This window comes from Bacillus sp. PK6-025 (assembly GCF_056530265.1).
This window is the reverse complement of the sequence record NZ_CP096509.1, coordinates 989,208-1,015,574: the sequence shown is the minus strand read 5'-3', so window position 1 is coordinate 1,015,574 and position 26,367 is coordinate 989,208. Positions and strand designations below refer to the sequence as shown.

25 protein-coding genes and 1 riboswitch are annotated in these 26,367 nt (G+C 46.4%); of the genes, 7 read left to right on the top strand and 18 right to left on the bottom strand.

The window, feature by feature from the left end; all coding sequences use genetic code 11:
- Nucleotides 1-12 precede the first annotated feature (12 nt).
- The 7 genes from M1D67_RS05135 to M1D67_RS05105 form a co-directional block, all read right to left on the bottom strand.
- Nucleotides 13-192: a hypothetical protein gene (locus M1D67_RS05135; protein WP_026579997.1), complete on the bottom strand. Its 180-nt coding sequence runs from the start codon at nt 190-192 to the stop codon at nt 13-15.
- 513 nt (nt 193-705) lie between these two features.
- Complete coding sequence (locus M1D67_RS05130) at nt 706-1,506, bottom strand: formate/nitrite transporter family protein (protein ID WP_105979130.1); 801 nt, start codon at nt 1,504-1,506, stop codon at nt 706-708.
- Nucleotides 1,507-1,750: 244 nt separating this feature from the next.
- A complete protein-coding gene (gene abc-f, locus M1D67_RS05125) occupies nt 1,751-3,379 on the bottom strand; it encodes a ribosomal protection-like ABC-F family protein (protein ID WP_216920907.1) in 1,629 nt (542 codons plus the stop codon).
- A 335-nt stretch (nt 3,380-3,714) separates the two neighbouring features.
- Complete coding sequence (locus M1D67_RS05120) at nt 3,715-5,253, bottom strand: bifunctional GNAT family N-acetyltransferase/carbon-nitrogen hydrolase family protein (protein ID WP_020450701.1); 1,539 nt, start codon at nt 5,251-5,253, stop codon at nt 3,715-3,717.
- A gap of 23 nt (nt 5,254-5,276) precedes the next feature.
- Nucleotides 5,277-5,939 carry an HAD family hydrolase gene (locus M1D67_RS05115; protein WP_105980838.1) on the bottom strand — a complete coding sequence of 221 codons (663 nt, stop codon included), beginning with the start codon at nt 5,937-5,939 and terminating at the stop codon, nt 5,277-5,279.
- Nucleotides 5,940-6,077: 138 nt separating this feature from the next.
- Entirely contained in the window at nt 6,078-6,482 is a 405-nt protein-coding gene (locus tag M1D67_RS05110) for a CBS domain-containing protein (RefSeq protein ID WP_373367315.1), read from the bottom strand.
- Between the two features lie 190 nt (nt 6,483-6,672).
- The gene (locus tag M1D67_RS05105) at nt 6,673-7,041 is read right to left on the bottom strand and encodes a DUF5365 family protein (RefSeq protein ID WP_026579999.1); all 369 of its coding nucleotides are present in this window, start codon (nt 7,039-7,041) and stop codon (nt 6,673-6,675) included.
- Nucleotides 7,042-7,153: 112 nt separating this feature from the next.
- On the opposite strand from M1D67_RS05105, the gene M1D67_RS05100 reads away from it, so the two are divergent.
- Complete coding sequence (locus tag M1D67_RS05100; protein ID WP_457983379.1) at nt 7,154-8,071, top strand: RluA family pseudouridine synthase; 918 nt, start codon at nt 7,154-7,156, stop codon at nt 8,069-8,071.
- A 31-nt stretch (nt 8,072-8,102) separates the two neighbouring features.
- Here the strand turns inward: M1D67_RS05100 and M1D67_RS05095 are convergent, their stop codons facing one another.
- The 3 genes from M1D67_RS05095 to M1D67_RS05085 all read right to left on the bottom strand — a co-directional run bounded on the left by M1D67_RS05095 (nt 8,103) and on the right by M1D67_RS05085 (nt 14,381).
- Nucleotides 8,103-8,687 (bottom strand): class D sortase, encoded by a 585-nt coding sequence (locus tag M1D67_RS05095; protein WP_023856493.1) that lies wholly within the window; start codon nt 8,685-8,687, stop codon nt 8,103-8,105.
- Nucleotides 8,684-12,247 (bottom strand): 5'-nucleotidase C-terminal domain-containing protein, encoded by a 3,564-nt coding sequence (locus tag M1D67_RS05090; RefSeq protein WP_479831643.1) that lies wholly within the window; start codon nt 12,245-12,247, stop codon nt 8,684-8,686. Before M1D67_RS05090 ends, M1D67_RS05095 begins: the two co-directional genes overlap by 4 nt.
- 112 nt (nt 12,248-12,359) lie before the next feature.
- Nucleotides 12,360-14,381 carry an ATP-binding protein gene (locus tag M1D67_RS05085; RefSeq protein WP_026580003.1) on the bottom strand — a complete coding sequence of 674 codons (2,022 nt, stop codon included), beginning with the start codon at nt 14,379-14,381 and terminating at the stop codon, nt 12,360-12,362.
- A gap of 691 nt (nt 14,382-15,072) precedes the next feature.
- On the opposite strand from M1D67_RS05085, the gene M1D67_RS05080 reads away from it, so the two are divergent.
- Nucleotides 15,073-15,720, top strand: coding sequence for a spore coat protein (locus M1D67_RS05080; RefSeq protein WP_020450692.1), 648 nt, complete (start codon nt 15,073-15,075; stop codon nt 15,718-15,720).
- Here the strand turns inward: M1D67_RS05080 and M1D67_RS05075 are convergent.
- Both M1D67_RS05075 and M1D67_RS05070 read right to left on the bottom strand, forming a co-directional pair.
- A complete protein-coding gene (locus M1D67_RS05075) occupies nt 15,714-16,607 on the bottom strand; it encodes a hypothetical protein (RefSeq protein ID WP_479831642.1) in 894 nt (297 codons plus the stop codon). The two genes, M1D67_RS05080 and M1D67_RS05075, sit on opposite strands and share 7 nt — an antisense overlap.
- A gap of 116 nt (nt 16,608-16,723) precedes the next feature.
- Nucleotides 16,724-17,284, bottom strand: a complete 561-nt coding sequence (locus M1D67_RS05070) for a YhcN/YlaJ family sporulation lipoprotein (RefSeq protein ID WP_025811842.1) — start codon at nt 17,282-17,284, stop codon at nt 16,724-16,726.
- Nucleotides 17,285-17,428: 144 nt separating this feature from the next.
- Here M1D67_RS05070 and M1D67_RS05065 point away from each other — a divergent pair, with 144 nt between their 5' ends.
- The 4 genes from M1D67_RS05065 to M1D67_RS05050 all read left to right on the top strand — a co-directional run bounded on the left by M1D67_RS05065 (nt 17,429) and on the right by M1D67_RS05050 (nt 19,615).
- Nucleotides 17,429-17,593, top strand: a complete 165-nt coding sequence (locus tag M1D67_RS05065; protein WP_479831641.1) for a hypothetical protein — start codon at nt 17,429-17,431, stop codon at nt 17,591-17,593.
- Between the two features lie 378 nt (nt 17,594-17,971).
- On the top strand, nt 17,972-18,631 hold the full coding sequence (locus tag M1D67_RS05060) for an alpha/beta hydrolase family protein (RefSeq protein WP_230368362.1): 660 nt from the start codon (nt 17,972-17,974) through the stop codon (nt 18,629-18,631).
- On the top strand, nt 18,558-19,226 hold the full coding sequence (locus tag M1D67_RS05055; RefSeq protein ID WP_230368360.1) for an alpha/beta hydrolase family protein: 669 nt from the start codon (nt 18,558-18,560) through the stop codon (nt 19,224-19,226). The genes M1D67_RS05060 and M1D67_RS05055 overlap by 74 nt, the downstream gene beginning before the upstream one ends.
- 47 nt (nt 19,227-19,273) lie before the next feature.
- Nucleotides 19,274-19,615 (top strand): hypothetical protein, encoded by a 342-nt coding sequence (locus M1D67_RS05050; RefSeq protein ID WP_020450688.1) that lies wholly within the window; start codon nt 19,274-19,276, stop codon nt 19,613-19,615.
- A 45-nt stretch (nt 19,616-19,660) separates the two neighbouring features.
- On the opposite strand, the gene M1D67_RS05045 is transcribed toward M1D67_RS05050, so the two are convergent.
- From M1D67_RS05045 to M1D67_RS05030, 4 genes are all read right to left on the bottom strand, one after another.
- The gene (locus tag M1D67_RS05045; RefSeq protein WP_020450687.1) at nt 19,661-21,046 is read right to left on the bottom strand and encodes an L-cystine transporter; all 1,386 of its coding nucleotides are present in this window, start codon (nt 21,044-21,046) and stop codon (nt 19,661-19,663) included.
- Nucleotides 21,047-21,172: 126 nt separating this feature from the next.
- A complete protein-coding gene (locus M1D67_RS05040) occupies nt 21,173-21,991 on the bottom strand; it encodes a MetQ/NlpA family ABC transporter substrate-binding protein (protein ID WP_101560630.1) in 819 nt (272 codons plus the stop codon).
- A gap of 21 nt (nt 21,992-22,012) precedes the next feature.
- Entirely contained in the window at nt 22,013-22,663 is a 651-nt protein-coding gene (locus tag M1D67_RS05035; RefSeq protein ID WP_020450685.1) for a methionine ABC transporter permease, read from the bottom strand.
- A gap of 2 nt (nt 22,664-22,665) precedes the next feature.
- Complete coding sequence (locus M1D67_RS05030; protein WP_023856483.1) at nt 22,666-23,667, bottom strand: methionine ABC transporter ATP-binding protein; 1,002 nt, start codon at nt 23,665-23,667, stop codon at nt 22,666-22,668.
- Between the two features lie 99 nt (nt 23,668-23,766).
- Nucleotides 23,767-23,880: riboswitch (SAM riboswitch) on the bottom strand.
- 303 nt (nt 23,881-24,183) lie between these two features.
- On the opposite strand from M1D67_RS05030, the gene cspB reads away from it, so the two are divergent.
- On the top strand, nt 24,184-24,384 hold the full coding sequence (gene cspB / locus M1D67_RS05025) for a cold shock-like protein CspB (protein ID WP_003155376.1): 201 nt from the start codon (nt 24,184-24,186) through the stop codon (nt 24,382-24,384).
- 116 nt (nt 24,385-24,500) lie between these two features.
- Here cspB and M1D67_RS05020 read toward each other — a convergent pair whose 3' ends face one another.
- Nucleotides 24,501-25,442 (bottom strand): ABC transporter permease, encoded by a 942-nt coding sequence (locus tag M1D67_RS05020; RefSeq protein ID WP_025811847.1) that lies wholly within the window; start codon nt 25,440-25,442, stop codon nt 24,501-24,503.
- Nucleotides 25,435-26,358, bottom strand: coding sequence for an ABC transporter ATP-binding protein (locus M1D67_RS05015; RefSeq protein WP_479831640.1), 924 nt, complete (start codon nt 26,356-26,358; stop codon nt 25,435-25,437). The genes M1D67_RS05020 and M1D67_RS05015 overlap by 8 nt, the downstream gene beginning before the upstream one ends.
- Nucleotides 26,359-26,367: the final 9 nt, after the last annotated feature.

Sequence of the window (26,367 nt, the reverse complement as noted above, 5' to 3'; positions counted from 1 at the left end):
TGCACCTTCTTTTTATGTATAACCGTTCTCATTAATACTATCAATCATATAGAAAATTCCGTTTGTTTTCAACGGTGTTTCCAGCCCGTTTGCAGTAAAAGAGATCCCGCATACCCGGCCCTGCTTGGCTAGGTATGCGGCAATCTTCTTCATGTACTGGGATGCGGCTGTAAGGAGAATTTGTTCACTCACATTCCGTTTCCCCTGAAACAGACAAACGATTTTGCGGGCCTCCCGTACATGTCGGATGATGACTTTCTGGCGGTTCTTTGATCTTGGCAGTGCTCAAGCAATGGGCATGTTTCAGGATTTTTATATGACCGGCAGCCTTTCGGTCTTGCTGGTTTAGGCGAATGCAACTGTCTTTTTCACTGTCCTTTCAAAGGGCATCATTTTTTCTGCCGCGGGCAAATAAAAACCGCAGACAAAAGAAGACATACATTGTCTCTACTGCCTGCGGGGAGTTGCGGATGTCCGTCTATTCCGATTTTAATAGGTGCGATAAGCATTGGTTAAGGAAGGACACGAATTCTTCCACAGGCTGAATGAGCCATGAGCTTTTCCTTGTGTATCACATTCTGCTGTCTCATTGTCATGCTGTTCAGCCTCCGTTGCTTTTTTCTTACTTTGAAGTACACCCGCCTAATCCCATTTCATCATCATCTTTTTCCAAAAACGGACGGCATTTGTATGTTTGCCCTTTGTTTATGATACCCGCTTCATTTCTTTTCTGGAGCGGTCTTTCTTGTAGTATCCAATAAAATAAATGAGACCGACGAACACGGATCCGCCAATGACATTGCCGATAAAAGCCGGAATGATGTTTCCGATAAACTGCCCCCATGTGAACGAGCCTGCAAAAATGGCTGCGGGAATCACAAACATGTTGGCGACAACGTGCTGAAATCCGATTGCGACAAAAGCCATAATTGGGAACCAGATGCCAAGGATCTTCCCTGCTCCGTCTTGTGCGCCAAAAGAAAGCCATACAGCAAGACATACAAGCCAGTTACAGCCGATGCCGGAAATGAGAACCTTGCCGAAGCTCATATCGAGTTTCCCTTGTGCAACGGCGATCGTTTTTTCTAAATAAGGACCTGTTTCAGTCAATCCAACCAAATGTCCGAAAAAGTAAGCAACAAACAGTGCCCCGATTAAGTTCATAATCGTAACGATTCCCCAGTTAACCGCCAATTGTTTCAGTGATATTTTTCTTGAAAATAAAGCCATCGCAACGGACATCATATTCCCTGTGATCAATTCAGCGCCAGCGAGCACCACAAGGATCAGACCGACAGGAAATACGGCAGCTCCGATCAGGCTGGACAGGCTTCCCCATTCTTTCGGCAGGTCGCCGATTACCCTGATATCAAGCAAGTACCCAAGCGCGATAAATGCGCCGCCTAAAAACCCCAATACAAGCAGAGACGGCAGCGAGAGCTGTATTTTTTTCATTCCTGCTTCAATTGCCGCATCCGCTATTTCATCCGGTTTTCGAAAAGCCATACTAAAACCTCCATTATTTCTTCTTTTCTCACAGTTATGGCAGAAAGACAATAAAAAAAGGCAGCACTCAAATAACCTGTGTCAACCAGGCGTTTGAATGCTGCCTAACTTGTATGCATACCCATACAACAAAATCAAGCAGAATTAAGATATCGAAAGAGAATATATACAGTCCGTGCATACATTCCATTGCTTTTGCCTTCTATAACTGTAGCAATATCCTATCAAATGTGATAAAAATGTGTCAACCCTGCCGCCGCTTCTCTCTTGCGAATGTATAGTTCCCTTCATACTTGACGAGTTTTCTGCCGTCAAGCCACCAGGTGACATTGAAAAGCCGGTCAAGAAAGTATCTGTCGTGCGAAACTGCGATAATCGTCCCTTGAAATTGGCTTAATGCTTCTTCAAGCATCTCCTTCGATTCGATGTCCAAATGGTTTGTCGGCTCATCGAGGATCAGCACATTATGGTTTTGGTGAACGAGCTGGGCCAAGCGAAGCCGCATCCGTTCGCCTCCGCTTAAATTTTTCACTTTTTGAAAGACGGATTGGCCGAAAAACAAAAACTTTGCAAGCAACATTCTGGCTTCGCCTTCTGATGCAGAAACATGTTCACGGAATTCGGCTAAAACCGTGCGCTCTTCCTCCATTTCGCCGACATGCTGCGTCAGATATGCGGCCGATAAATTGCTGCCAAGCTGCACGTCACCGCTGTCCGGTGTTTCCTTTCCGCTAATGATGTTGAGCAGCGTCGTTTTGCCGCTGCCGTTCTCTCCGACGATGGCGGCGCGCTCCTGAAAACGGACATGCATACTGAGATTGTCAAAAAGCAACCGCTCACCGAAGCTTTTGCAGACATCCTCAAGCCTGACGACATCTTTTCCGCTTCGTTCATCCATGCTGAAAGCTAAATCGATCTTTTTGCGTTCCAGTACGGGTTTCTTCACCTTCTCCATGCGCTCCAAAGCTTTTTCCATGCTTTTGGCTCGCCGGTGCAGGCCATCATTCGGAGGATTGGCGCGATTCGCCCATTCCTTCAGCCGCTTGATCGTTTCCTTCATTTTTTTGATTTTCTTCTGCTGATCCTGATAGTCATGAAATTCTCTCATGAGGCGCTCTTCCCGTTCATCGGCATAATGTGTATAGCTGCCTTTGGAAAAGTGAAGCTCTCCCTGGTCGATTTCAAGAATTGAGGTGACCGCTTCATCCAGGAAATAGCGATCATGCGATACAATGACTGCTGTGCCTTTGTACTGCTTTAAAAAAGACGTCAGCCATTCGATCGCTGTCAAATCCAAATGGTTTGTCGGTTCATCCAGCAAAAGCAGATCCGGAGCTGCCAAGAGAAGCCTGGCAAGACCCGCTTTCGTCCGTTCTCCTCCGCTTAACTCCCGCCACTCGGCATCGAGTAGCCGCTCGATATTTAAGCCGTGCGCTACCCGTTCGATTTGCGCACTGATGCCGTAGCCGCCTTTCCGTTGAAATTCATCTTGTAAAGCCCCGTACTTTTCCAAAAGAAGACTGAGTTTTTCCTCGTCCTTTTCAACGGCCAATTGCCGTTCAATCCGGGAAAGCTTCTGCTGTGTGTCCCATAATGACGAAAAAACATCATACAGCAGCTCTTTTACCGTTTGGCTGCCGTCCCATGCGGGATTCTGCTCCAAGAGCCCCGTTGATAATCCTTTTTTCCAAGTCACAAGGCCTTCATCAGGTTTCGTTTGGCCGCCGATCAGCTTCAACAACGTCGTTTTCCCTTCCCCATTTCGTCCGATCAGACCGATTCGCTCCCCTTGGTGCAGGTCCCATGACAGCCCGCTGAAAATCGTATGTCCTCCGTATGTTTGCCCGACATGTTGCAAACTGCATATCATCATCTATTTTTCCTCCGCACTCCGTAAAGAGACACCGAGCATAAAAAAAGACGGCAGAGCTTACACCCCGCCGTCAGCATCAAAAATCCGATTGTGGGCAGATGTCTCTCACTGGTATTTTTTCCAATTGAATGTGTAAAAAAGGGCAGACTGATCCCGTAATACGCATTCCCCGGAAAAAATCGCGCGACAAATATACAGATGAGCTTGCATATCCGTCATACGCTTACCAGTTTGATTCATCTTTTCCACCTCCTTTTAATAGTTACAATATATGAAAAATAAAGATAAAAGTCAACATGAAAAAGCCGGCCTAAAACGGCCGGCACACGAATCTGCTATTTTTGATAATGAATCCGGTAGATGTCATGGCGTCTGTCCTTGAGCTGCCGGACGGTTCCGTCCTGCCGCTGCCTTCTGAGAATTTCCAGGTCGACATCGCCGATGACCACCATTTCAATGTTCGGATTGCATTCTCCGACGATTCCATCCCTTGCGAATTCAAAATCTGAAGGAGCAAAAATCGCGGATTGTGCATATTGGATATCCATATTTTCGGTTTGCGGCAGATTGCCGACCGTACCGGAAATAACCGTGTACACCTGATTTTCAACCGCTCTTGCTTGAGCACAGTATCTGACTCGCAAATAGCCTTGGCGGTCTTCCGTGCAGAAAGGGGTGAAAATAATCTTGGCCCCTTTTTCGGTTGCGATTCTGCCGAGCTCCGGGAACTCGATGTCATAGCAGATCTGGATCGCGATTTTGCCGCAGTCTGTGTCAAAGACGCGCACCTCGTCCCCCCTGCTGATGCCCCACCATTTTCGTTCATTCGGGGTAATATGAAGCTTATATTGCTTTTCGATAGTTCCGTCCCTTCTGAACAAGTAAGCGATATTGTAGATCTTCCCTTCTTCTTCAACGAAGTGGGAACCGCCGATAATGTTGACATTGTATTTAACGGCAAGATCTGTGAACAGGCTGATATAGTCTTCTGTATATTCGGTGATCCGCTGAACAGCCAGGCTCGGTGAACGCTCTTCAAGAAACGACATCAGCTGCGTCGTAAAGATTTCGGGATAGACGGCAAAATCCGCTCCCGCGTCTGAAGCCACGTCTGCATAGTATTCGACTTGGTTGGCAAACTCCTCGAAGGAATGAATCTGCTTCATCTCATATTGAATCACACAGATTCTCACCGGAAAAGCTGATTTGTAATAGCGCTTCGTCTGCGGCAAGTAGTCGACATTATTCCACTCCATCAATGTCGCATATTTGCTTGATGCTCTGTCATCCGGGAGATAGTTCGGATTGATCCTCATCATCGTAAATCCGTTCAACAGTTGAAACGAAAGAACCGGATCATAGATCTGGTGGTGGATGACTTGTTCGACATACTCCCTCGGCGTCATCTCGGAAGCGTACTTATGATAGTTCGGAATCCTGCCGCCGATGATAATGCTCTTTAAATTCAAGCGCCTTGCCAGATCTTTACGCGCTTCATAGAGACGGTGGCCGATCTTCATCCGTCTGTATTCAGGATGAACCATGACCTCGATCCCGTACATGTTTAAACCGTCGGGATTGTGATTCGTAATATACCCGTCGTCTGTAATATCTTGCCATGTGTGTCTGTCATCATATTCATCAAAGTTGATCAACAGGCTTGAACAGGAACCGATGACTTCTCCGTCAAGCTCTGCGCAAAACTGGCCTTCCGGGAAGTGTTCCAAATGGCTTTCCAGATGTTCCCGTTTCCATGGGATCATTCCCGGAAAACATAGCTCTTGAAGCCCGATGATGCTGTCGATATCTTTTTCTTCAATATTGCGGATGACAATCTTTTTTTCAAAGCGGGAAAGATCCAGTTTTTCAGACACGTCCCATTCCTCCTCTGCCTTCTTTATGATGGATTGGAAATTATTTCGATCAGCTGCTCAAGCTCCATTTCCGCCATTGATTCCAAACGGTGGTCATAATGCTCGAACAGCAGGCTTTTCGTTACTTTATTCGGTACAATCACACATTTCATTCCGGCTCTTTTCGCGGCGATTGATCCGTTGACAGAATCTTCGAATGCAATGCACTCCTCAGGCTTCACACCGAGACATTCCGCCGCTTTTAAATAGAGTTCCGGGTTCGGTTTGACTTCCTCAACATCATCGGCCGTTCTGATGCACTCGAAATCATCGTACAGGCCGATTTGTTTCAAATGCTGAGACACCCATTTATAATCCGAGCTTGACGCCAAGCCGATTTTTAAACCGAGCTCTTTCGCTGCGGACAAATAAGCTTCCACACCGGGACGCGCTTTTTCGCTTTCCATTCTTTTCGTAAAACGCTCTTGCCTCAATTTCGTCAATTGCTCATGGTCCAGCTTTTTTTGCAGCTGTTCCTCCAGATAAGAAAACGGCTGGAATCCGGCGGCCGTGCCGATGACATTTCCCCAAACCGACATAGGCAGCTCTGAGCCGTGTTCTTCAAAAATTTCCTGGAGCACTTCATATTCATGCGTTTCTGTATCTAAAATAAGACCGTCAAAATCAAAAATCACTGCTTTAATCATCGCGCTTTAGCCCAACTCCTTTTGACTGTTTGCACCATTCATTGTATCCTTCTTACCGCCCCTTGAAAAGAGAAGACACTAAAAACCGGTATGTATAAATGAAGAAGAGCCTGCTGTAAGAGGCAAGCTCTTCCGTTCTTACTGAGTCCGTGCCGGAGTGGAGATGTTCGTAAGCGCCTGTCCGGCAGATTCGTTGGACATTTCGTTTACCGCCAGATCCCCGAGCGCCAAAATCCCGACTAAATGGTTGTTATCGACGATCGGCAGACGGCGGATTTGACTTTGAGCCATCAGCTGTGATGCTTCTTCAAGGCTCATGTTCGGATTCCCTGAAACAACATTGGTTGTCATCACGTTTGAAACAGGTGTCTGTCCATCCTGGCCTTCCGCTGTCGTTCTGAGTGTGATATCACGGTCTGTGATCATTCCTTTTAACACGCCTTGATCTACGACCGGGATCGCCCCTATATTATGACGGCTCATCAACTCAGCCGCTTCTTGAACCGTTTGATTGGAAGAAATTGTCGCCACTTGCTTAGACATTGCATTGCTGATTGTCGTCAATAGACTGCACCCCTTTCGATTGTTAGTATGTACAGGTCGCGCACATGCTAAAAAGGAAGTTGGCACCATTTCATTGTGTTTTCCGCTTATTTCTTATATCATCTTTTCATAAAAAGAAGAGCTTTTCCGAAAACGGAACAAGCTCTTTCAATTCAGGCAAAAGCCGATTTTACATCAGCATTTTATTCTCGGTATTCACGATATGAAAGTCGGCGGATGTCAGAGGGAAGTACAAACCGCAGTCATTCAGCTTGCGGCAGTTTTTATCGAACAAATCACGGTCTTTCAGCATCCACCGGCGCTTCGCCTTAGTTAATAAGGCATGGATCAATTGCAGGCTTGTCATAATCTGAAACGCCTCATCGAGCGTTCCTTTGTATTCATCCTCTTTCAATTCAAGCATGCCCTGCTTTTTAAGTTCTTTTATTTTTTGTTTATTCAAGTACAATGGAAATATTTGATACAGCTCTGATACAAGCTCTTCTATATAAATTTCTTGTTCTTCAGTTGCTGCCTTTACAATTCGCAAATTGATCACCCTTCATCCCTTGTTCAAATCTCTTCAATCAGAATATCATACATAAACAATGGGCTGTGAAGGTAAGTGTTTCCTAATGGCTGAACGCTTTTTACAGAAAGGAGCAGTAAAAATGAACCAAAAAAACCACGGCTTAATCTTTAGTGCAGGCAGCCGGCATGACGGCGAACATTTATTTGCATTTCTAAAAAGAGAAGCGAAAGCATCGAAGCCTGTCATTCAATACTGGGTCGCAAACGAGAAAATTAAAGTGAATCATAAACCCGTAGATCATAACGTTCGGCTGGAGAGCGGAGACAGCGTGATGATCGATCTCAGGGAGGAGGAAGAAAGCGGAATCGTCCCTGAATACGGGGAACTTCCCGTTCTGTTTGAAGATGATCATATGCTCATTGTCAATAAGCCGGCGGGAATGGCGACACATCCGAATGAAGCTGGCCAGACCGGCACGCTGAGCAATCTTGTGGCGTTTTATTTTCAAATGAACGGCGAGGAGCGGAAAGTCCGGCACGTCCACCGTCTTGATAAGGATACGAGCGGCGCTGTCGTTTTTGCAAAGCACCGCCTCGCCCACGCCCTTTTAGACGAACAGCTGCAAAGAAAAGAACTGTCGCGTACATATCTAGCTGTAGCGGAAGGGAAATTCAGAAAAAGAACAGGAACCATTTCGGCGCCGATCGGCAGAGACAGGTACCACCCCGTCAGAAGAAGGGTGTCCGATTCCGGACAGCCCGCCGTGACCCATTTTGAATCGAAAGAGTATGACAGCCGGCACGATGTTACACTATGCAGGCTGCAGCTGGAGACAGGCCGAACCCACCAAATACGTGTTCACCTTGCAAGCATCGGCCATCCTTTGTCAGGCGACAATTTATACGGCGGTTCAGAGGGGCTTTTTCCGAGGCAGGCTCTTCACGCGATCGAAATCAATGTGACCCATCCGATCACAAAAGAACCCGTCACTGTCACAGCACCACTGCCGGATGACTTGAAAGACGAAATCGGACGACTGTTCGGCACGATTGATTAAACATAAAAAAGGCTGTCCATTAAGGACAGCCTTAAAGCGGTTTTGCATACATAATATAGCGCTCAGGCGCATTTCCGACATAAGAAAACGGATAGCATGTCGTTAACAGCAGTTCTTCTTTTTCGTGCTGCAGCGTGATGATGGATGTATCATCTTGATCAACAATTTTCGTGTGTGTGATTTCATATTCGAAGCTTCCGTATGGAAGCTCGATTTTCAGCTTATCTCCGATTTCAAGCTCTCCTGTTCTGCGAAAAACCGTATCCCTGTGCCCCGAAAGAACAATTTGCCCGTTTTGTTTTGGATAATAGCTGTCTTTATAATGACCGACACCTTTTTTCAAATCATCGGGACTGGTTCCTTCAACGATGGGAAGCTCAGCGTCCAGTCTGGGAATATGGAGGATGCCTGCCGCTTCGCCGTTGTCGGGTTTAAACGATGCGGGCGCTGAGGGATGCTTTGCTGAACGGACGGATTGACTCGATGCAATGGCTTCTTTTGCTGCAGTTAAAGAAATATCGGTCTGTCTGTTCATATCGAATATTTTCCAGCCGCCGTATGCAAAAATGGCAAGCCCCGCCGTCATAAGCAGAAACGATAACATCTTGACTTTCATAGTTTTGCAATACCCCTTTTCCGCATATAAAGAATCGCTCCAAACATAAATGTCAGGAAGCCGTACAAAAGGAAACCGCCGTAAAAGGCCGCCGTATCGGGCAGCTTGTGCTCTTCACGCGAATCTGACAGAAACGCATCATTTGACAGACCGTCCATCTTCTCCTCCGGCGCATCTGCCCCTTCACCGATCGTCACGCCTGCAACAGGAGCAGCTCCGCTCTTTGACGTATCGCCATGAACCGGCTTTTCTCCGCTGTCATTGCCGGGCTTTTCTCCATCGCCCTTATCTCCAGCCGGTTTTTCTTCGTCATCAGGATCAGCTGGCTCTTCTCCCGGACGCGAATCATCTTCTGCTAATTTTTTGATTCGTCCTTCGGCAGCATAAGCGATCGGTTCTTTAAAGCTTTTGACAAATTCTACTGTGGCTTCGATATCCTCCGGCCCTGTGACCGAATTTTTTCCAAGCCGGGAAATCGGCGAATACTTGCTGCCCGAAGCAGATGCCATAAAGTTGTTTACGGTCAGCGTATATGTCCGGTCTAAATCAATTGGCGTTCCGTCCTCAAGAAAGATATCCGCGGTTTTATTTGTTTTCGGGTCCCATGTGTAGGTAAAGCCGCTGATCGAGTAATCCGGGCCATATGATGGGGATATTTGTGCGTCTATAATATCGTATAAATCCCTGCCTTTAATTTCAAGCCTGACGAGTACATTGCCGAAAGGCTGGATATTGAATAAGTCTCCCCATGTAATCGTTCCTTTTTTTAAATCTTGGCGGATCCCGCCCCCGTTCATCAATGCGAAATCTGAATTCATCGCGTGCCGCATGCCGTCAGCAATCAGATTCCCAAGAGGGGTGTCTCCGTCATTTGAATAGCCGCCGGCCATGTCGTGCGCTGCTTCACCGACTTTCTCACCGATGATCGGCGCAACCATCTGCTCATATTTATCCAGTATCTGACCGACCGCCGGATCAGGCTTGAGCTTTTCCTGATTCACATATTCGATTTCCGCTTTCTTTTGAACAATGTCTTTCGATTCCCGATCGATTTCAAGATCGACAACACCGATTGCCTTCCCGTATTCGTATGCTTGAACGATTAAAATATCATTGACTTGGCCGTTGACCACTTCATGATTGTGGCCGGCAAAGATAACATCGATCTCGGGATCTGCTTTTTTGGCAAGTTCGGCTGATTCACCGGTCACAACTCCGCCGTCCTGGGAAGCTGTCATATGGGCGAGCACCGCTATCGCCCGGACCCCTTTCGCTTTCAATTCTTTTGCAGCCTGGTTGACGGCCTTTGTTTCATCTGTAAATTCAATTGAGCGAATCCCTTCGGGCATGACCATATTGGCAGCCGCCTGTGTCACGACGCCGATAAAAGCGACAGGCACTCCTTCAACTTCAATGATTTCATATGGAGGAAGAAAGCTGTCCCCGCTTGTTTTCAACTTGCAATTGGCGCAGACAAGCGGGAAATTCTGTCCGTCATAACCTTTTGTCCCTTTCCCTTCAGGGTGTTCGCCGCCGTTCAACATGCGCAGCAGCTCTTCGGTCCCTTCATCAAACTCGTGGTTCCCGACGGTTCCAATGTCAAATCCGATTTCCTCCATGACTTCAACTGTCGGTTCGTCTTGAAGCAGGGAAGAAACCGGCGAGCTTCCTCCGATCATATCGCCTGCATGGACGATCAGCGTATTTTCACGTTCGGATTTTTTTTCTTTGATTAATGCTGCTGCATAATCCATCCTGCCGAATGTTCCATCCGTCCGGCCATCGCCGTTTAGATCGAGCTCATATTGCTGATCGATCTTTCCGTGCAGATCATTCATGCTTAACAGACGCAGCGGAATATTGCCGCTTTGCTCTTTTTTCGAATAGCCTGCAGCTTCCGCTTCTTCAGCCGTCGCAAAGAAAATTCGTCTTTCCACCGGAATCTCTCGCCACTTTTCAGGCACGACATACGTTTTTTCCGCAGAGTCTCCGACGTGCCGCGTCAGCCCTTTGCCTTGCTCCCTGGCACGAAATTCAAACGGCATTTCGAGGAGGGGATCAGCGGGATTCCAAATGCCGATTTTCTCGTCTTTCGCCTTTTTGACGGCGCTTTGAAACAATTGATAGTCTTCATCGCTTCCAATCGGCCAAATGAAATAGGTGACAGCCATCCCCTTTTGGACAAGCTGCAAATTCGTATTGACGCCGTCTTCAGTGATGACTTGGGCAAGCAGGCGGCCGTAGCTGTCTTTTGCTTCTTTGCCCACCTTCACAGTGACTTTGTCTCCCGGAGCCAATATAGACTGCAAATATTCCTTCGCCTTGTTTCCATGTTTCAGCTGGTTTTCATCTAATTCATTTTTCGGCGTATGATAAGTTTCGGCTGTATCTATGTTGACATAGCGGACTTTTGTAGATCCGAGAACCGGCTCTTTTAAGTGGATCGTATCCCCGTCAACAACTCGTTCGACAACACTTTCGTATTCCCCTTCAGCAGCGGGGGGAGGATGCGCGACGCCGTCTAATATCTGAAGGTCGTCCTGCTTTCTCGGCAGAAGCTGCACCGTATCATAACGGCTTAACACGCCGGTAATTTCGTACCATTGTCCTTGTTCTATCGATTCGGCGGCGTTCGTTTGTTCCATCACCCTTAGTGTGAGCGGATGATAGTTTTCATCGATCATCGTGATATTATAGCCGCCGCCTGCCGGCGCATCCGGCTTTGTTTCAATAAAGCCTTTCATCTTCACAAGCCGGCCTTCGTATTCAGCTGCCGTTCCGTGATCGAGCACATCTTTAATGGTCAACGGAACAGGGTCAGGCAGTGCCGCTCCTTCTCCGGTTACTTCAATGCCTGACGGTACAGGAACAATTTCTGTCAAACCTTTGAATGTCGTGATCTTCCCTGTGACCGAGACAGACATCCCCTCTTTCAGCTCCGGAAAATCGCCTTGTACAGCGGAATAAATATTGATTCCCGCCGTGTCGTCCTGAATAAATGTGGACAGTTTTCCTCCTCCGACAGCTGCTTGATCCGCAGTGACGATTCCTTTGATTTTGACCGTTTCATTTAAAAGCTTGCGCGCCTCGGCTATCGTTTTGATCTCCGGCTGGACTGGCGGCGCATCGCCTCCGGAAAATGTGATGGATTGAACGGATTTCAAACCGGGGGAATTAAAATATGTAGAGCGTTCGCCTTCAATGATGAGTTTTTTTCCGATGAGATGAGGGTTTGTCTTTAAACCGAACTGGTCTCTGAAAGATGCGGGTATCTGCACGGGGAGTATGTTCTCAGGTGATGTTTCCTCTTTTTTATCTGCGATTGCGATGTTATAATCGTTGGCGAAATTTCCGCTGAAACGATAATGGCCGCTCGACACAGTATGCCCGACGACATACCCTTCAACGGCTGCATGCCCTTCGTTGTGCTTAATCGCTTCTTCTACGGTAATCGTTTCTGAAGCGCGCGATACGTCCGCAAACGGCGCTAAAAAAGACGCAATCATCATAAGGGTGATCGTCAAACCAGCTAAAAAACGACACTTTAGAACATTGACCATATATTCGCCTCCCGTTTTTTGCTTCCTGTCAAGTTTATCTGATGATGATAAAGAACATATAATTTTTTTGTAAAATTTTCAAAAAAGAATGAGAACAGGGATGACCGCATTCTCATTCTTTAATCGGAAGCTTCAATTTTACGGTCGTTCCTTTTCCTTCCTCGCTTTCAAAATGAATGCTTCCGCCGTGATTTTCAATAATTTTAAATGTAACCATTAATCCGAGCCCGGTTCCTTTTTCCTTCGTTGTATAAAATGGCTCCCCAAGCTTTTCAAGCACATCTTTTGAGATGCCCTTTCCCTGATCTTCAAAGGTGATGAATACGCTGTCTTTTTCAAAGTAGGAACGTATTGTGATAAAGCCTTCAACATCCTCCATCGCCTCGATCGCATTTTTTAATATGTTGAGGAAAACCTGTTTCAGTTCATTTGATACAGCAAGAATCTCAGGGAGATCTCCGCTCAGCTGTTTCTCGATCCGCACATTGTTCAGCACGGCCTGCGACTCCAATACCATGCAGACATCTTCAACAATCGAGTTGACCTGAACCGGATCAAATGTAGTCGATTTTGTTTTGGCCAATACGAGAAATTCGTTGATAATCGCTTCAAGCCTGATGAATTCGGACATCATCACTTCCGCATAGTCTTTTTGATATTTTTTAGACTGGATCATCAGCTGGAGGAACCCTTTCAGAGATGTGAGGGGATTCCGTATTTCATGAGCGATCCCGGCAGCGAGCTGCCCGACCGCTGACAGCATTTCCGATTTCATAAGCATTTTTTCAGACCGCTTTTGGTTTGTAATGTCCTCGGATATCAGCATCACCTGATGCACGTTCCCTGCGCTGTCCTCCACAGGAACAAGGGAGGTTTGCTCCCACCTGTCCTGCCGCTCCCCATCCTGGTAATGAAGATCCCCTGACCATGGTTTCTTATCAAGGACGTGCTTCCAGTAGCGATGGAGATCATCACAGTGAAAATGCTTGCGGTAAATGTCAAATACATCCCTGCCGATGATGTCATCTTGTTGTTTTCTGAGCATCCGGCAGAAGCGTTTGTTTGCATAAGTAACCGAACCGTCGACCGAAGTGAGCAATATGTTGGCCGGACTTTGATCAATAGCCTGTGAGCTGATGTGCAGGGCCTCGTTTGTCTTTTTCAGTTCAGTGACATTCGTGAACGTGACAACAATGCCTTCAATCTTTTTCCCCGACGCATAATAAGGCATCATTTTCACGGCATACCAGCCGCCGTTTGGCATTTCGAACTCTTTTACGACCGTCTTGTTTTCATAAAGCGTCCGCTTTAAGTCATCGGCATACTCCTCATAGTTGAACCTCTCTGTCAGCTTATCGGCAGGCCTTGAAAGGTCATCCTTTTTCAGGTCGAACATATTGGCGGCTTCTGGCGTAAATAATTTCAATTTCAATTCCTGATCCAAAAAAACGGCGGCGATGTTCGTGCTCGTCAGCAGATTGTTCAGATCATTTTTAAGGGTGTTCAGCTCATTCACTTTCTTTTCAAACGCCCTGTTTAGCGCTGTTAATTTTTTGTTTTCTTCCTGAAGCTTTTGATTGGCGGACACCAAAGCGTCGTTGGACGCTTCGAGCTCTTTTACCGTCCGGTACAGATGTTGGAGATGAAGCTGGCCGTCCTCTCCGCCGGATACCGGCGCGCGGGCAGCCTCTTCTTTTGCTTTTTCGATAAACAGTACATAAAGCTTGTGATACTGGCGGAAGAAACTTTTTAATGTCAAATGAACAAAGGATAGTTCTCCGCTTAAATAAATCGGAACGTTTTTAAACGACACTTTTTTCTCTTTTTTTGCCCGTTGTAAAGCGGCATTGACCTGCACGGATAAGCTCGCGGGAAAAGCTTGATGAATGTTGCCTTTTGAACTTTTCAAATATTGATCGGCACTTTCTGAGGACGCGACAATTTCTCCCCGGTCATTCAGGATCAGACAAGGAAACATATACTGGTCGATCAAGGAAAGATAAATATCATCCAGCCTATGAAAACCACTCAGTTCATTGATTTTTTTATATACTTCTGTTTGCACCTTCGGATACACAGAATCATTACCAAATAAACCTGACATTTTTCCAACCGTCTCACTTGAGCCCAGCATTACAAAACTCCTCCTTTTCTAAGTGCAAAATCAAAAAGGAAAACACCTTTTTTGCATTTTCATGATGATTGGCAGCTGAAATCATTTACGGAGGGAGAATCCTTTACAGATCGCGCAGGGGCAATAAAAAGTTTGCAGGCACCTTCTTTAAATGCCAAAGTTCTTCATGCCGATATCCACCCGGGCATTGCAAATCGATTGTTTTTCAGTCCATATTTAAACAAAAGTGCATGAACACAAGACCGACATCCGTCTTTTATTCTTCTTCCGGCAGCCTTTATTTGAATCCGACCTGTTTTGGCTTATTTGTTTTTTTGGATATCAGACATCCATCCACTCACCGAATTCCTTTAACTGCCGGAAGCATGCATGAACATTTCATCATCGCCCGGCAGATATGTGCTCCGTTTACAAAGGTACGAGGGATCTCAAAACCGGCCAGAATTTCCTCTCCTGATCCTCAGTTTTTTTCAGTTTGACGCCAAAATGACCTCATTTCCACTTTCGACCAATGAGATGATATATTGTCTTTGAACACAAGACCCCCATAATATTTTCTCTGAACTAAACTATTCGACGGTTAGAATAAAATCCCTTTAAATCCAGTTTATCGATTATTCCTTTTTTGAATAAACATGACGGCAAAAACGAAATATAATAGTTGAATTACATTTAAGGAGGATACGTTAGAGTGGAACAGCAAAACCAGCCGCAAATGCAAATCAATCAAGGCAATGAAGGAATGCAGCATATGAATCACGGGGGCCACGAAGTGTTTGACATGCATGAAGTGTTGTCCGGTATGATCGGCGTTCTTGAGCAATATATGATGTTCAGAGAGCATGTCAAAGATCCGGAGCTGCTCGATATTTTGGACAGGCAGCACCGGTTTATTTCGTCTCAGTACAACATCACAACAGAATGTTTCAGAACGGGGCAAAAGCCGAGCCAGGAAACGGCAACATATATGATGAAAGAGGATCGCCAATTTGTCTACGGGTTAAAAGATGCCCAGCCAAAACAGCCGAAGCAATCCGTGCAGGCGATTGATGACGCCTGTATCAGCAGCTTTATGCTCGGCTTGATGAAAACCAATTGTTCGGCATTGGCCATGGCGGCTCCCGAAGTGACAAACCCTGTCTGCAGAAGGGTTCTCGCAGACCAGATTCCTCACTATATCGAAATGGCTTATGAAATTTTCCTTTATCAGAACAAACACGGGTACTATCAAGTTCCTCAGCTTGCACCGCAAGACATGCAGAAGATGACTTCAGCATTCGCTCCGGTGCAAGGTCAGCCGCAAATGCCTCCGAACGGGCAGCAGAGACCTATTCATTGATAATGAAAACGGCACGGAAGAGAAACGTTCCATGCCGTTTTTTTCGCTTCATATTTCCGTTTGAATTCTTTTTCAAAGCCCGGTAAAGACTGACCGACGGCGGCCTTAAATCCGTCTTCAAAACTTCCCCGAGCAGCCGTTTCCTCTATCATGTCGAGGATGATACCCCTTCCTTTTTTCTCCGCGAGCTCTTCGATCAAATAATAACTTTGCAAATAAATATCGGTTTCATATCCAATGCGTGCTTTTTGCCACTGCCGGTCGGTCTTCAGCTTGCTTAAAGGAACGGCTGACGGCAAAGTCCGGATTTCTACGGCGTCATGCGCAGAAACCCATTCCGCCACTCCCTCGTGAAACCAAAGCGGATAAGCTGCCGGGTCGGCATTCAGTTCTCTCAGCTTGACGTGAAAAGCATAATGGGTATACTCATGTATCAGCACCCGTTTGTACAGGAAGACGGCGAATCCCTCGCCGCTATTCAGATGCTTTTTCTCCTCGAGCAACAGCCCGATCATCCGCATATCATTTGAGTAAAATCCGGTGATATCCTTTAATTTTGAAAATGACTCCATATCATCGCGGTTTGAAAAAAAGATCAAATCAACGCTGTCTTGAAGAGGACTCGCAAACAGTTCTCGATTCATGTCAGCTGCTTCCTGAAGCGTCTCCTTTGTCAGCTCCAGAATCGTCCTATCTTCTTCAGCGTAATAAATGCTGACACTTTCATATTTAACCATTTCCAGCGATTCTTTCAGTTTTTCTTTTTTCCCCGAAAAAACAGCCGCCTCTGGGCTCTCTTGGCTGAACACGACAAAAACAGCCAATAACAGAGCGGATAGAGTGCCCGCCATAATTAAAATAAAGGCTGCTTTCATCTCTCCCGTCACATGTCATCCCTCCATCCGCAATGTGCTTCACTGTACTACACACTATGCGGGAAGGTTCAGGAAGTGGCCTGTATGAAAAGCAGCCAACAAAAAAAGCCGCTCATTGCGGCTTTTCATTATCTTTGATTCGGGAAAATTCTGTTGATCGTTTCACCGAATTCTTCAAACATGCCCTCGATCGGTTCGCCATTTTGGATTCTGTCGCCATAATTTCTCATCCGGTCAACAAAATCAGGATTTGCCGAAACGAATACATTGTTGATGTTATTGTCTGCTTCTTTAACCTTTTTCGAGATTTTCCCTTTCAACTCATTCGTTACGTCGCCTTTCGGATTGCCTTTCAAAACGACCGCTACATAAGCGTTGCGGTTTGTCGTAATGACGTTTGCACTTCTGACTTCTTTCAGTTCCGTCACTTTGTCTGCGGCTTTATCCGCCACTTCCATATTATTATTATCCCGGTTGGCATCGCGGTTGTCTGTCACATTCATTTGGTCGTTGACGTTTCTGCCGTCATTGACATTCGTGCGGTCGTTATCTCTGTTTGTTACATTTTGAAGCGCATTGTCCTGGTTGCGACGGTTGTTATCCGCCCCCTGGTTTGCCATGCCGCATCCGGCTGTGAACAAAAACGGAAGGAGCAAAGCAACAATCGCGCCTTTTTTCATACTAAACATTAAAATTGCCTCCTTTAATGATTGACGTATAGGTTTTTCTTTTTCGTGTTATTTATTTGTCTAAAGCATATTTTTTATACGCGACTTTTGTTATGATCTTATTGAATGTAAAAATACCCAAATAAATCCGGAGATGTATATAAAATGGAAAAAGCAAAAAGCATTTTGCATGTGCTGCGAATTAAAGACTTTGCGGTACATTCCAATGAGACGCAGCTTGTTTTTGATACAAATCTCAACGGAACATCAAACCTGTGGGCGATGGATCTTCCCGATGCATACCCGTACCAGCTGTCATTCTTGAATTAGGATGCAAAAGGAATCGCCTACAATCCCGACGGCTCTATTCTGTATGCCGGTTTTGACCATGACGGAAACGAACAAAGCGGACTGTACAAGCTTTCGTCAAAAAACGGGTCGTTCCATTCATTAAACGGAAATCAAACGGACCGCCACTTCGAGCCCATCCCTGTCCAAAACGCCGTTTACTACTCCTCCACAAAGGACAATCCGACATTTTTAAATACATACAGATACGATTGTCTCGCTGAAAAAGAAGAGCTTATTTTTGAAGGAAAAGACGGAACTTCAATACTGGCTGATGTAAGCCCGGGCGAGAAAGCCGTCAGCATCCATGTCTACTATGTCAACAGCCACAATGTCTGCATGATCCATACCGCTGAAGGTGTGACGACAGGAATCGTCCCCGATGAGACGCTGCCTCATATGGTTTATTCTTCCCGCTTTGCATCTGATGATCGGTTATTCGTCACGACAAACTACGAAGCCGAGTTTTCATACCTTGCCTTGTACAACGTTTCATCCGGTATTTTTGCGCCGGTGCTTTCGATTGACAAAACTGATTTAACAGCCATCCACGCTGATCCGAGCGGAACTTTCCTTTATCTGATTGGAAAAAAAGGCGTCAAAGAGGTGATGTATGAGTACAACACAGCAACAGGAGGAAGCCGGGAGGTGGACTGCCCTTGCACATCCATTTCGAAAATACACTGCGCCTCTTCGGGCACGCTGTACATTCTCGGCTCAACGCCGACCAGGCCGGCTAATCTCTATGTATTAACGAAAGGACAGACGAAATGGCGGCAATTAACGAAACATTCGGTTCCGGGTTTCTCCGAACAGGAGCTGTCATATCCGGAGGTTGTGACATATCCTTCTTTTGACGGTCTCGCTATAGAAGGGCTGCTGTTTAAGCCGGACCCGGAAGAAGCGAACGGCTGGACGATTATTTGGCCGCACGGCGGACCGCAAGATGCAGAAACCTTTATGTTCTATGATCTCTTTCAACTCGCTGCGAAAATGGGCTACCAGTTTATTCGCCCCTAATTTCAGGGGATCAGCGAATTACGGCTATTCCTTCTTTAAAATGGTTGAACAAGATTGGGGAGACGGACCGCGCCTCGATATGACTGCAGGCATCGACTGGCTTATCGATCAAAAGCTTGCGGACCGCGAAAAACTTTTTTTAATGGGGGGCAGCTACGGAGGGTATATGTCGCTATTGCTTCACGGAAGGCATCCAGAGTATTTCCGCGCCGTCGTCGATATATGCGGAGTCAGCAATCTGTTTTCGTTTGTCGAATCCGTACCGGATTTCTGGCAGCCGATGATGGAAAAATGGGTCGGCAAGCCTGAGCGGGATTATGAAAAACTGAAAGCCGATTCTCCTGTTACATACCTGGAGAATATGACTCAGCCGATGCTGATCATCCAAGGCGCAAACGATCCCCGCGTCGTAAAGGAAGAGTCCGATCAGGTCGTCGATCGGTTAAAAGCAAGGGGGCGGAATATTGAGTATCTTGTTTTGGAAAATGAAGGGCACGGTTTTTCTAAAACAGAAAATAAAATAAAAGCCTACCATAAAATTTTCGAATTTTTCGAAAGTAACCGCTTATATCTCGCGGCACAACTTGAAGAATAAAACCGATCAGGACTGGGGATGGTATACGTAAAAAGGAGGTTGACCCTTTGTTTAGAAGAAGATCAGGCATCCATCCCGCTGTATTGGTTTTAGGATCAGCTGCATTGACCGCGGCTTTTTCTCCCGAAATCCGCAAAAGATTGACAGGCATGTTCGCGAAGGGCATGGGAGGTCGACAGCAAGGTAACGGCCGAAACCAGATGATGATGAATCCGGCTGACATGATCAAACAGGCTTTCAATTCCGGAGGACAGTCACAGGAACATCGCCAGTCAGGCCATACGGCAAACGACCAGCATCAATCAAGCCATATGACTGCCCCGGTTAATGTCATGAACGATCAGACTGCAAACCAGACGATGTTCGATAACGACCAAAACTATTCATAAAAAACGGCCCGCACGAGCAATCAAGCTGTGCGGGCCGTTCTTCTTTTACACTTCTGCTTCAATGATATTAGTACGGTCTTGGTACGTGTCTTTTTCAAGTTCATTTGTTGCTTTGCTTGTGACAAGTCCTGACGTCATGCTGCCGCTGACATTAAGAGCCGTACGCCCCATGTCGATGAGCGGCTCAACCGAAATCAGCAGTCCAGCAAGCGCTACGGGCATATTTAACGCCGAAAGGACGAGAAGCGCTGCAAATGTCGCACCTCCGCCGACGCCTGCCACTCCGAAAGAGCTGATCGCAACAACAGCGATAACCGTGAACAAAAATGACGGCTCAAGCGGATTTTGTCCGACCGTCGGCGCAATCATGATCGCGAGCATTGCAGGGTAAATTCCGGCACATCCGTTTTGTCCGATGGACAGTCCGAAGGAACCGGCAAAGTTTGCAATGCCTTCGGGAACACCGAGGCTGCGCTGCGTTTTAATGTTCAGCGGCAAAGCGCCTGCGCTTGATCTAGATGTAAACGCAAATACAAGGACCGGAAACGCCTTTTTCAAATATGTGACAGGATTTAAACCGCTGAATGTAATGAGCAGCAGGTGAATGATGAACATGACGATCAGCGCCACATATGAAGCGATGACAAATTTGCCGAGCTTGGCAATGCTGTCGAGATCGCTCGTTGCAATCGTTTTTGTCATGATCGCCAATACACCGTAAGGCGTCAGCCTCAGAATCAACGTCACTACACGCATAATGATCGCATACACGGCATCAACCATCTTTTTGAAAAGCTCAGCTTGTTCAGGCTGTTTTCGATTGACCCCGAGATACGCGATTCCAAGGAAAGCCGCAAAAATAACAACGGCGATCGTTGATGTCGGTCTTGCTCCCGTAAAATCTAAAAACGGATTCCCCGGAAGAAGCTCGACAATTTGCTGTGGAAGTGTTTTGGCTTCCATGTCCTGCGATTTCTGTTCGAGTTCCGCCCCTCTCATTGACTCTGCCTGGCCTTGATCCACATGGACAGCCTGCAGGTCGAAAGCAAGTGCGGACGCGATTCCCACCGCAGCAGCGACAGCTGTCGTCGCGATCAAGAGGCCGATGATCAATCCGCTGATTTTTCCGATATTGTGCGTCAGTTTAAGCTTTGTAAAAGCACCCAAAATCGAGATGAATACAAGCGGCATAACGATCATCTGCAAAAGCTTCACATAGCCGCCGCCTGCAATATTAAACCAATCAGATGTCTGCGTAATCGTTTCTGAAGACGAACCATATATAAAATGCAAAGCGAATCCAAAAACAATGCCGATTCCCAGAGCGGTAAATACCCGCTTAGAAAACGAAACATGTTTTTTTTGCATCATATAAAGGAGCGCCATCAGGCCGAGCATGACGATAATATTAATAACAACAAATAATGTCATGGTAACAAAAGCACCCCCAGAATTTTTTACATTTAAAAACTATAGTACAACAAACCTGATTGGTCAAGTAGGAATTATCGATGTATTTCAATATATGACCCGGGAATCAATTGCGCGACTGACATTTTATTCGCCGATGTCTTTCAGTGGAACAAAAGTCGGCAGCTGTGCACCGTCAAACTCTTTTTTGATCAATTCAGCGGTATCGTCTGATTGGTACAGCTCAACGATCTTTTTCAAATCTTCACGGTCCCGGTCTTCTGTTCTGGCCGCAATAATGTTGATGTACGGTGTCGCTGTTTCGTCTTCCAGTTTAATCGAATCTTTGACAGGATGGAAGCCGGCGTCAACCGCTATGCCGTTGTTGATAACAGATGCAGCGACGTCGGGAAGCACGCGCGGCGTTTGCTCTGCGGCCACCGTTGTGATTTTGAGTTTTTTAGGATTTTCTTTAATCGCATCAAGCGTTCCGTTTCCGTCAAATCCGTCCTTTAATTGAAGCAGGCCGGCGGACTCCAACAGGAGCAAGGCTCTGCCCATGTTCGTCGCTTCGCTCGGAACAGCGATTTCCGCGCCGTTTGGTATATCGTCAGGCGAATCATACTTCTCGGAATAAATGCCCATCGGAGCGATGATCGTTGTGCCGATCGGCGATAGTTCAAGATTGCGTTCCTTTTTGAATGCATTAAAGTAAGATATCGTCTGAAATGCATTGGCGTCAATGTCACCGCCCGCCAAAGCCTGGTTCGGCTGAACATAATCAGAATATTTGACGATTTCAAGCTTTAAGCCTTCTTTCTCGGCTTTTTTCTTCACAAAGTCCCAGATTCTTGTATCCGTTCCGCTGATGCCGATTTTAATGGTTTTCGCATCAGAGTCTGCCGCACACCCCGCGATCACTCCCGCAAGCAGCAGTAAAATGATAACAAATGTGAACTTTTTCATCATAGCTGTCTCCCTCTCTGTTTATCTTCTTCTCAATTTTTTGGACAGAACGTTTCCGGATGTCTGCAATCCCTGCACAACGATGACGAGAATTGCAACCGTGATGATCATCGTCAGCGTGTCAAACCTTTGGTAGCCGTATGTGATCGCCAAATCCCCAAGACCGCCGGCGCCTATCGCACCAGCCATCGCCGACGCTCCGACCAATCCGACCGTTGCCACCGTAAAACTCAGCACAAGCGAACCGAGCGCTTCCGGAATCAGAAACCGGAAGATGATCTGCCGCGGAGTCGCTCCCATTGCTTCAGCGGCTTCAATGACTCCCGGATCGACTTCAAGCAGAGAGTTCTCGACGAGCCTTGCGATGTAAGGCCCCGCATAAAAAGTCAGGGGAACAATCGCTGCCGATGTGCCGATGGACGTCCCCACAATCAGCCTTGTCACCGGAATTAAAGCAACCATCAAGATGATAAACGGAACGGAACGGAAAATGTTAATGATCATATTGACAACCGTAAAAACTGCCGGATTTTCAAGCAGATGCCCCTTCCTTGTGACAACCAGCAAAATGCCGAGCGGAATGCCGATCACGCTTGAAAATAAAAGCGAGAAAACCGTCATTTGAATCGTCTGAACCAGTGCGTCAATGATTTGGTCATATGTAACAAGCATGCTTATACCTCCCTGATGCGAATGTTTTCTCTGCGGATATATTCGAGCGCCCGCCCGATTTCACCGTCTTCCCCCTGCAGTTCAACCGTCATACTGCCAAACGGAATTCCCTGAAGCTCTGTAATCGTTCCGTGCAGAATGTTGACTTCTACGTCAAACCGCTTTGCCACTTGCGAAAGAAATGGCTTCCCGGAAGATTCGCCGACAAATTGAAGCTGGTAGAGATGCTTCACATTTAATTTTTGAATCGATTCAGGTATCTCGTGGTCGATGGCTGATTTGACAAAGCTTTTGGCCGTTTCGGTTTCCGGCGCGGAAAACACGTCAAACACGCTGCCTGATTCAATGATCCTTCCTTTTTCAATGACCGCGACTTTGTCGCAGATTTCTTTTGCCACATTCATTTCATGAGTGATCAACAAAATCGTGATGTTATATTGTTCGTTGACGCGCTTCAGCAGCTTCAAAATATCGCCGGTCGTCTGCGGGTCAAGCGCGGATGTCGCTTCATCACAGAGCAGAACCTCCGGATTTGTCGCCAGCGCCCGGGCAATGCCGACGCGCTGCTTTTGGCCGCCCGACAGCTGATCCGGATAATCGCGGGCTTTATCCTCAAGTCCGACAAAATGGAGCAGTTCCGTCACTTTTTGCTTGATTTCGGCTTTCGGTGTTTTGACAAGCGCGAGCGGCTCAGCGACATTAGCGAAAATCGTCTTTGAATTTAACAGGTTAAAATGCTGAAATACCATGCCGATCTTCCTTTTAACAGCTCGAATCTCAGCTTTCGACAGAGACATCAAGTCTCTTCCGCCGACGAATACCTTTCCGGCCGTCGGTTTTTCAAGGAAGTTCACACAGCGGATCAGCGTGCTTTTCCCTGCGCCGCTGAATCCGATGACGCCGTATATTTCCCCTTTATCTACATGAAGGTCGATTCCATTGAGCGCATGAACCTTCTGTCCGCCGCTTTCATAGACCTTTTCAACGCCTTCAAATGTAATCATGATGATCTTCCTCCTCTTTTTGGCTAACAAAAAAGGCTCCCTCTTAAAAAATAAGAAGAAGCCTTAGACGACACGAAGTAAATAGAGTGGTCCGCTCTCTTCTTATCTTCCAAGCCCGTACGGCTTGTTGGATGTGGCACAGTATTCTGCTGTATGCAGAACCCGCTGCCGAGGCTTCATAGGGCCAATTCCCTCCGCCTCTCTGAATAAGAAGTGTTGATGCATGAAGTTTTACCTAACTTTACAGCTTCTTTGAAATGTTGTCAATCAGAATTGTGAAAATTTCAAAAACCCGCTTTTTAATGCTTTATTTTTCGCCCTGATTATTAAATTTCACTTTTTTTAAAAAAATTGTGTTTAGCAGTTGTAATTTCGCTTAAACACTGGTAAAGTAAAGGTAATTATTTTTGTTCGAACTATCTTTAAGAAGAAAGTTTTGTAAGAGTTTTCGTCTTGGAAGTTTGTTTTAGAGCAAGAATAGTGAATTTAAGCGTTATCGCTTTAGGAGGAAATTTCATGCTAGAAGGTAAAGTAAAATGGTTTAACTCTGAAAAAGGTTTCGGATTCATCGAAGTTGAAGGACAAGACGATGTATTCGTTCATTTCTCTGCTATTCAAGGCGAAGGCTTCAAAACTTTGGAAGAAGGCCAATCTGTATCTTTCGAAATCGTTGAAGGAAACCGCGGACCACAAGCTGCTAACGTAACAAAAGCGTAAGCTGTGAACCGCTGATCTTCATACAGGACTGCTGACCGAATGTCAGCAGTCTTTTTATATTTAAAAAAAGCCTGACGCCCGGAAAACCGGCGTCAGGCTTTTTTTGCGAAAACCGCTTATGAAGCGATGTCTCTTTTTGTGAATGCACCAAAGGCGAGCACATGAAAAACGATAAAATAGACAGCCAGCACCACAATCGAGAATCCCAGCGTCATGTCTGAAACAAGCGGAGATCCGTCAAAGTATTGAGTGAGATCAGTGTTGGCAAATAAGATGTATTTCACCCAATCAAATTTCGTTGCGAGCAAGTTTGTCACCGTTCCGCCCATTGCCAAAAGGAAAATTGAAATACCTACGGCAAGCGAGCTGTTTCTGAAAACAGCTGAAATCATAAAGGCCATTGTCGCCATCATCAAAAGCGAGATTGAATTCAGCAAATAGCTGCCGGCCAAGTGCAGCAGCAGGCTTTTTTCTTCAACTGTTCCATCGGCGTACGCCAAGTGAACCTGGCTGCCGTCGCCTGCCCCGAATAAAGCAATGCCTGTGATACCCGCGCTTGCGAACAGAATGAAAAGCAAAGCCAATGCAAAAAGCAGAACTGTAAAATATTTTGCCAGCAAAATTTTAAAGCGGCTGATCGGCCTGATGACAAGCAGCTTCACCGTTCCCCAGTTGAATTCATTCGCAACGATTCCCGCAGCCACCGTGATCACAAACAGACCGAGGAGAGGAATGGTGCTGCTCGCGTCGCTGATGAACGACAGGGCCGAATAGTCCCCGTCTTCCGGCAAATCGTGCTTGATTCGATACTCATTAATGGCGGTCAACCGTTCATAGCTTTTTTCAAGTGCCGGATTATTGACCCCTTTAAGTTGTTCTTTCATATCTTTATTTTCCTGCATCAATTCTTTTTTCCAGTCCGGGTTTTGGTCTGTCTCTCCGATCGTCTTTGTGAGAACGCCCAGCCCGATGGCAGATAACAGCAAAATCGCAATCATGACATATGTGCCTTTTCGATTAAAAATTTTGATCCATTCATTTACGATGAGATTAAACATGCTGAGCTTCCTCCTTCTCTGCGGTGATTTCCAGGAACCGGTCTTCCAGCGATTTGTTCACAGCCTTCACTTCATATAGGCGGACACCGTTGTCTGACAAGTGTTTGATCAAATCAGGCACTTCATCCTTTTGAAGGCTGAGCTCTATCCCGCCATCCGCTTCGTCAACCTTCATCTTTTTGAAGGCAGCCGCTTCCCGCATCAGAGCCTGATTGTCATCCGCTTGAATATAATAGCGCTTCTTTTCATCCTGAGCGGGTCCGTGCACATGCTGAATATCCCGGAGCTTTCCGTTCTGGATAATGGCGATCCTGTCGCACATCAGCTCCATTTCTGAAAGCAGGTGGCTTGAAACGATGACCGCCATACCTCTTTCTCTCGTCAGCTTTCTTAAATGATCGCGAATTTCCCGGATACCGGCCGGATCAAGCCCGTTCGTCGGCTCATCGAGAATCAAGAGCTTCGGATCGTGCAAAAGGCTTTGGGCCAGGCCAAGCCTTTGTCTCATTCCTAAAGAATACGTTTTGACCTTATCATTGATCCTGTTTTTCAATCCGACAAGCTCGACGATTTCGTCAATTTTCTGTTTCGTCACGCCTTTCGTCATGCGCGCGTATTGCTGAAGGTTTTGATAGCCCGTTAAAAATTTATACAGTTCCGGATTTTCAACGATCGCTCCGATATGCCGCGCGGCCTTTTCAAAATTTTCTTTTACGCTGACGCCGCACACGGCGATTTCACCGGCGGTGATGTTCATATGCCCGACAATCATCCGGATCGTCGTCGTTTTTCCGGCGCCGTTCGGACCCAGGAAGCCGAATATTTCGCCTGCCCGCACGTCAAAGCTCAAGCCGTCGATAATCTTTTTCCCCCTGATCGTTTTTGATACATTTTTTAATTCCAAAAGTGTTTCCACTGTTTCTCC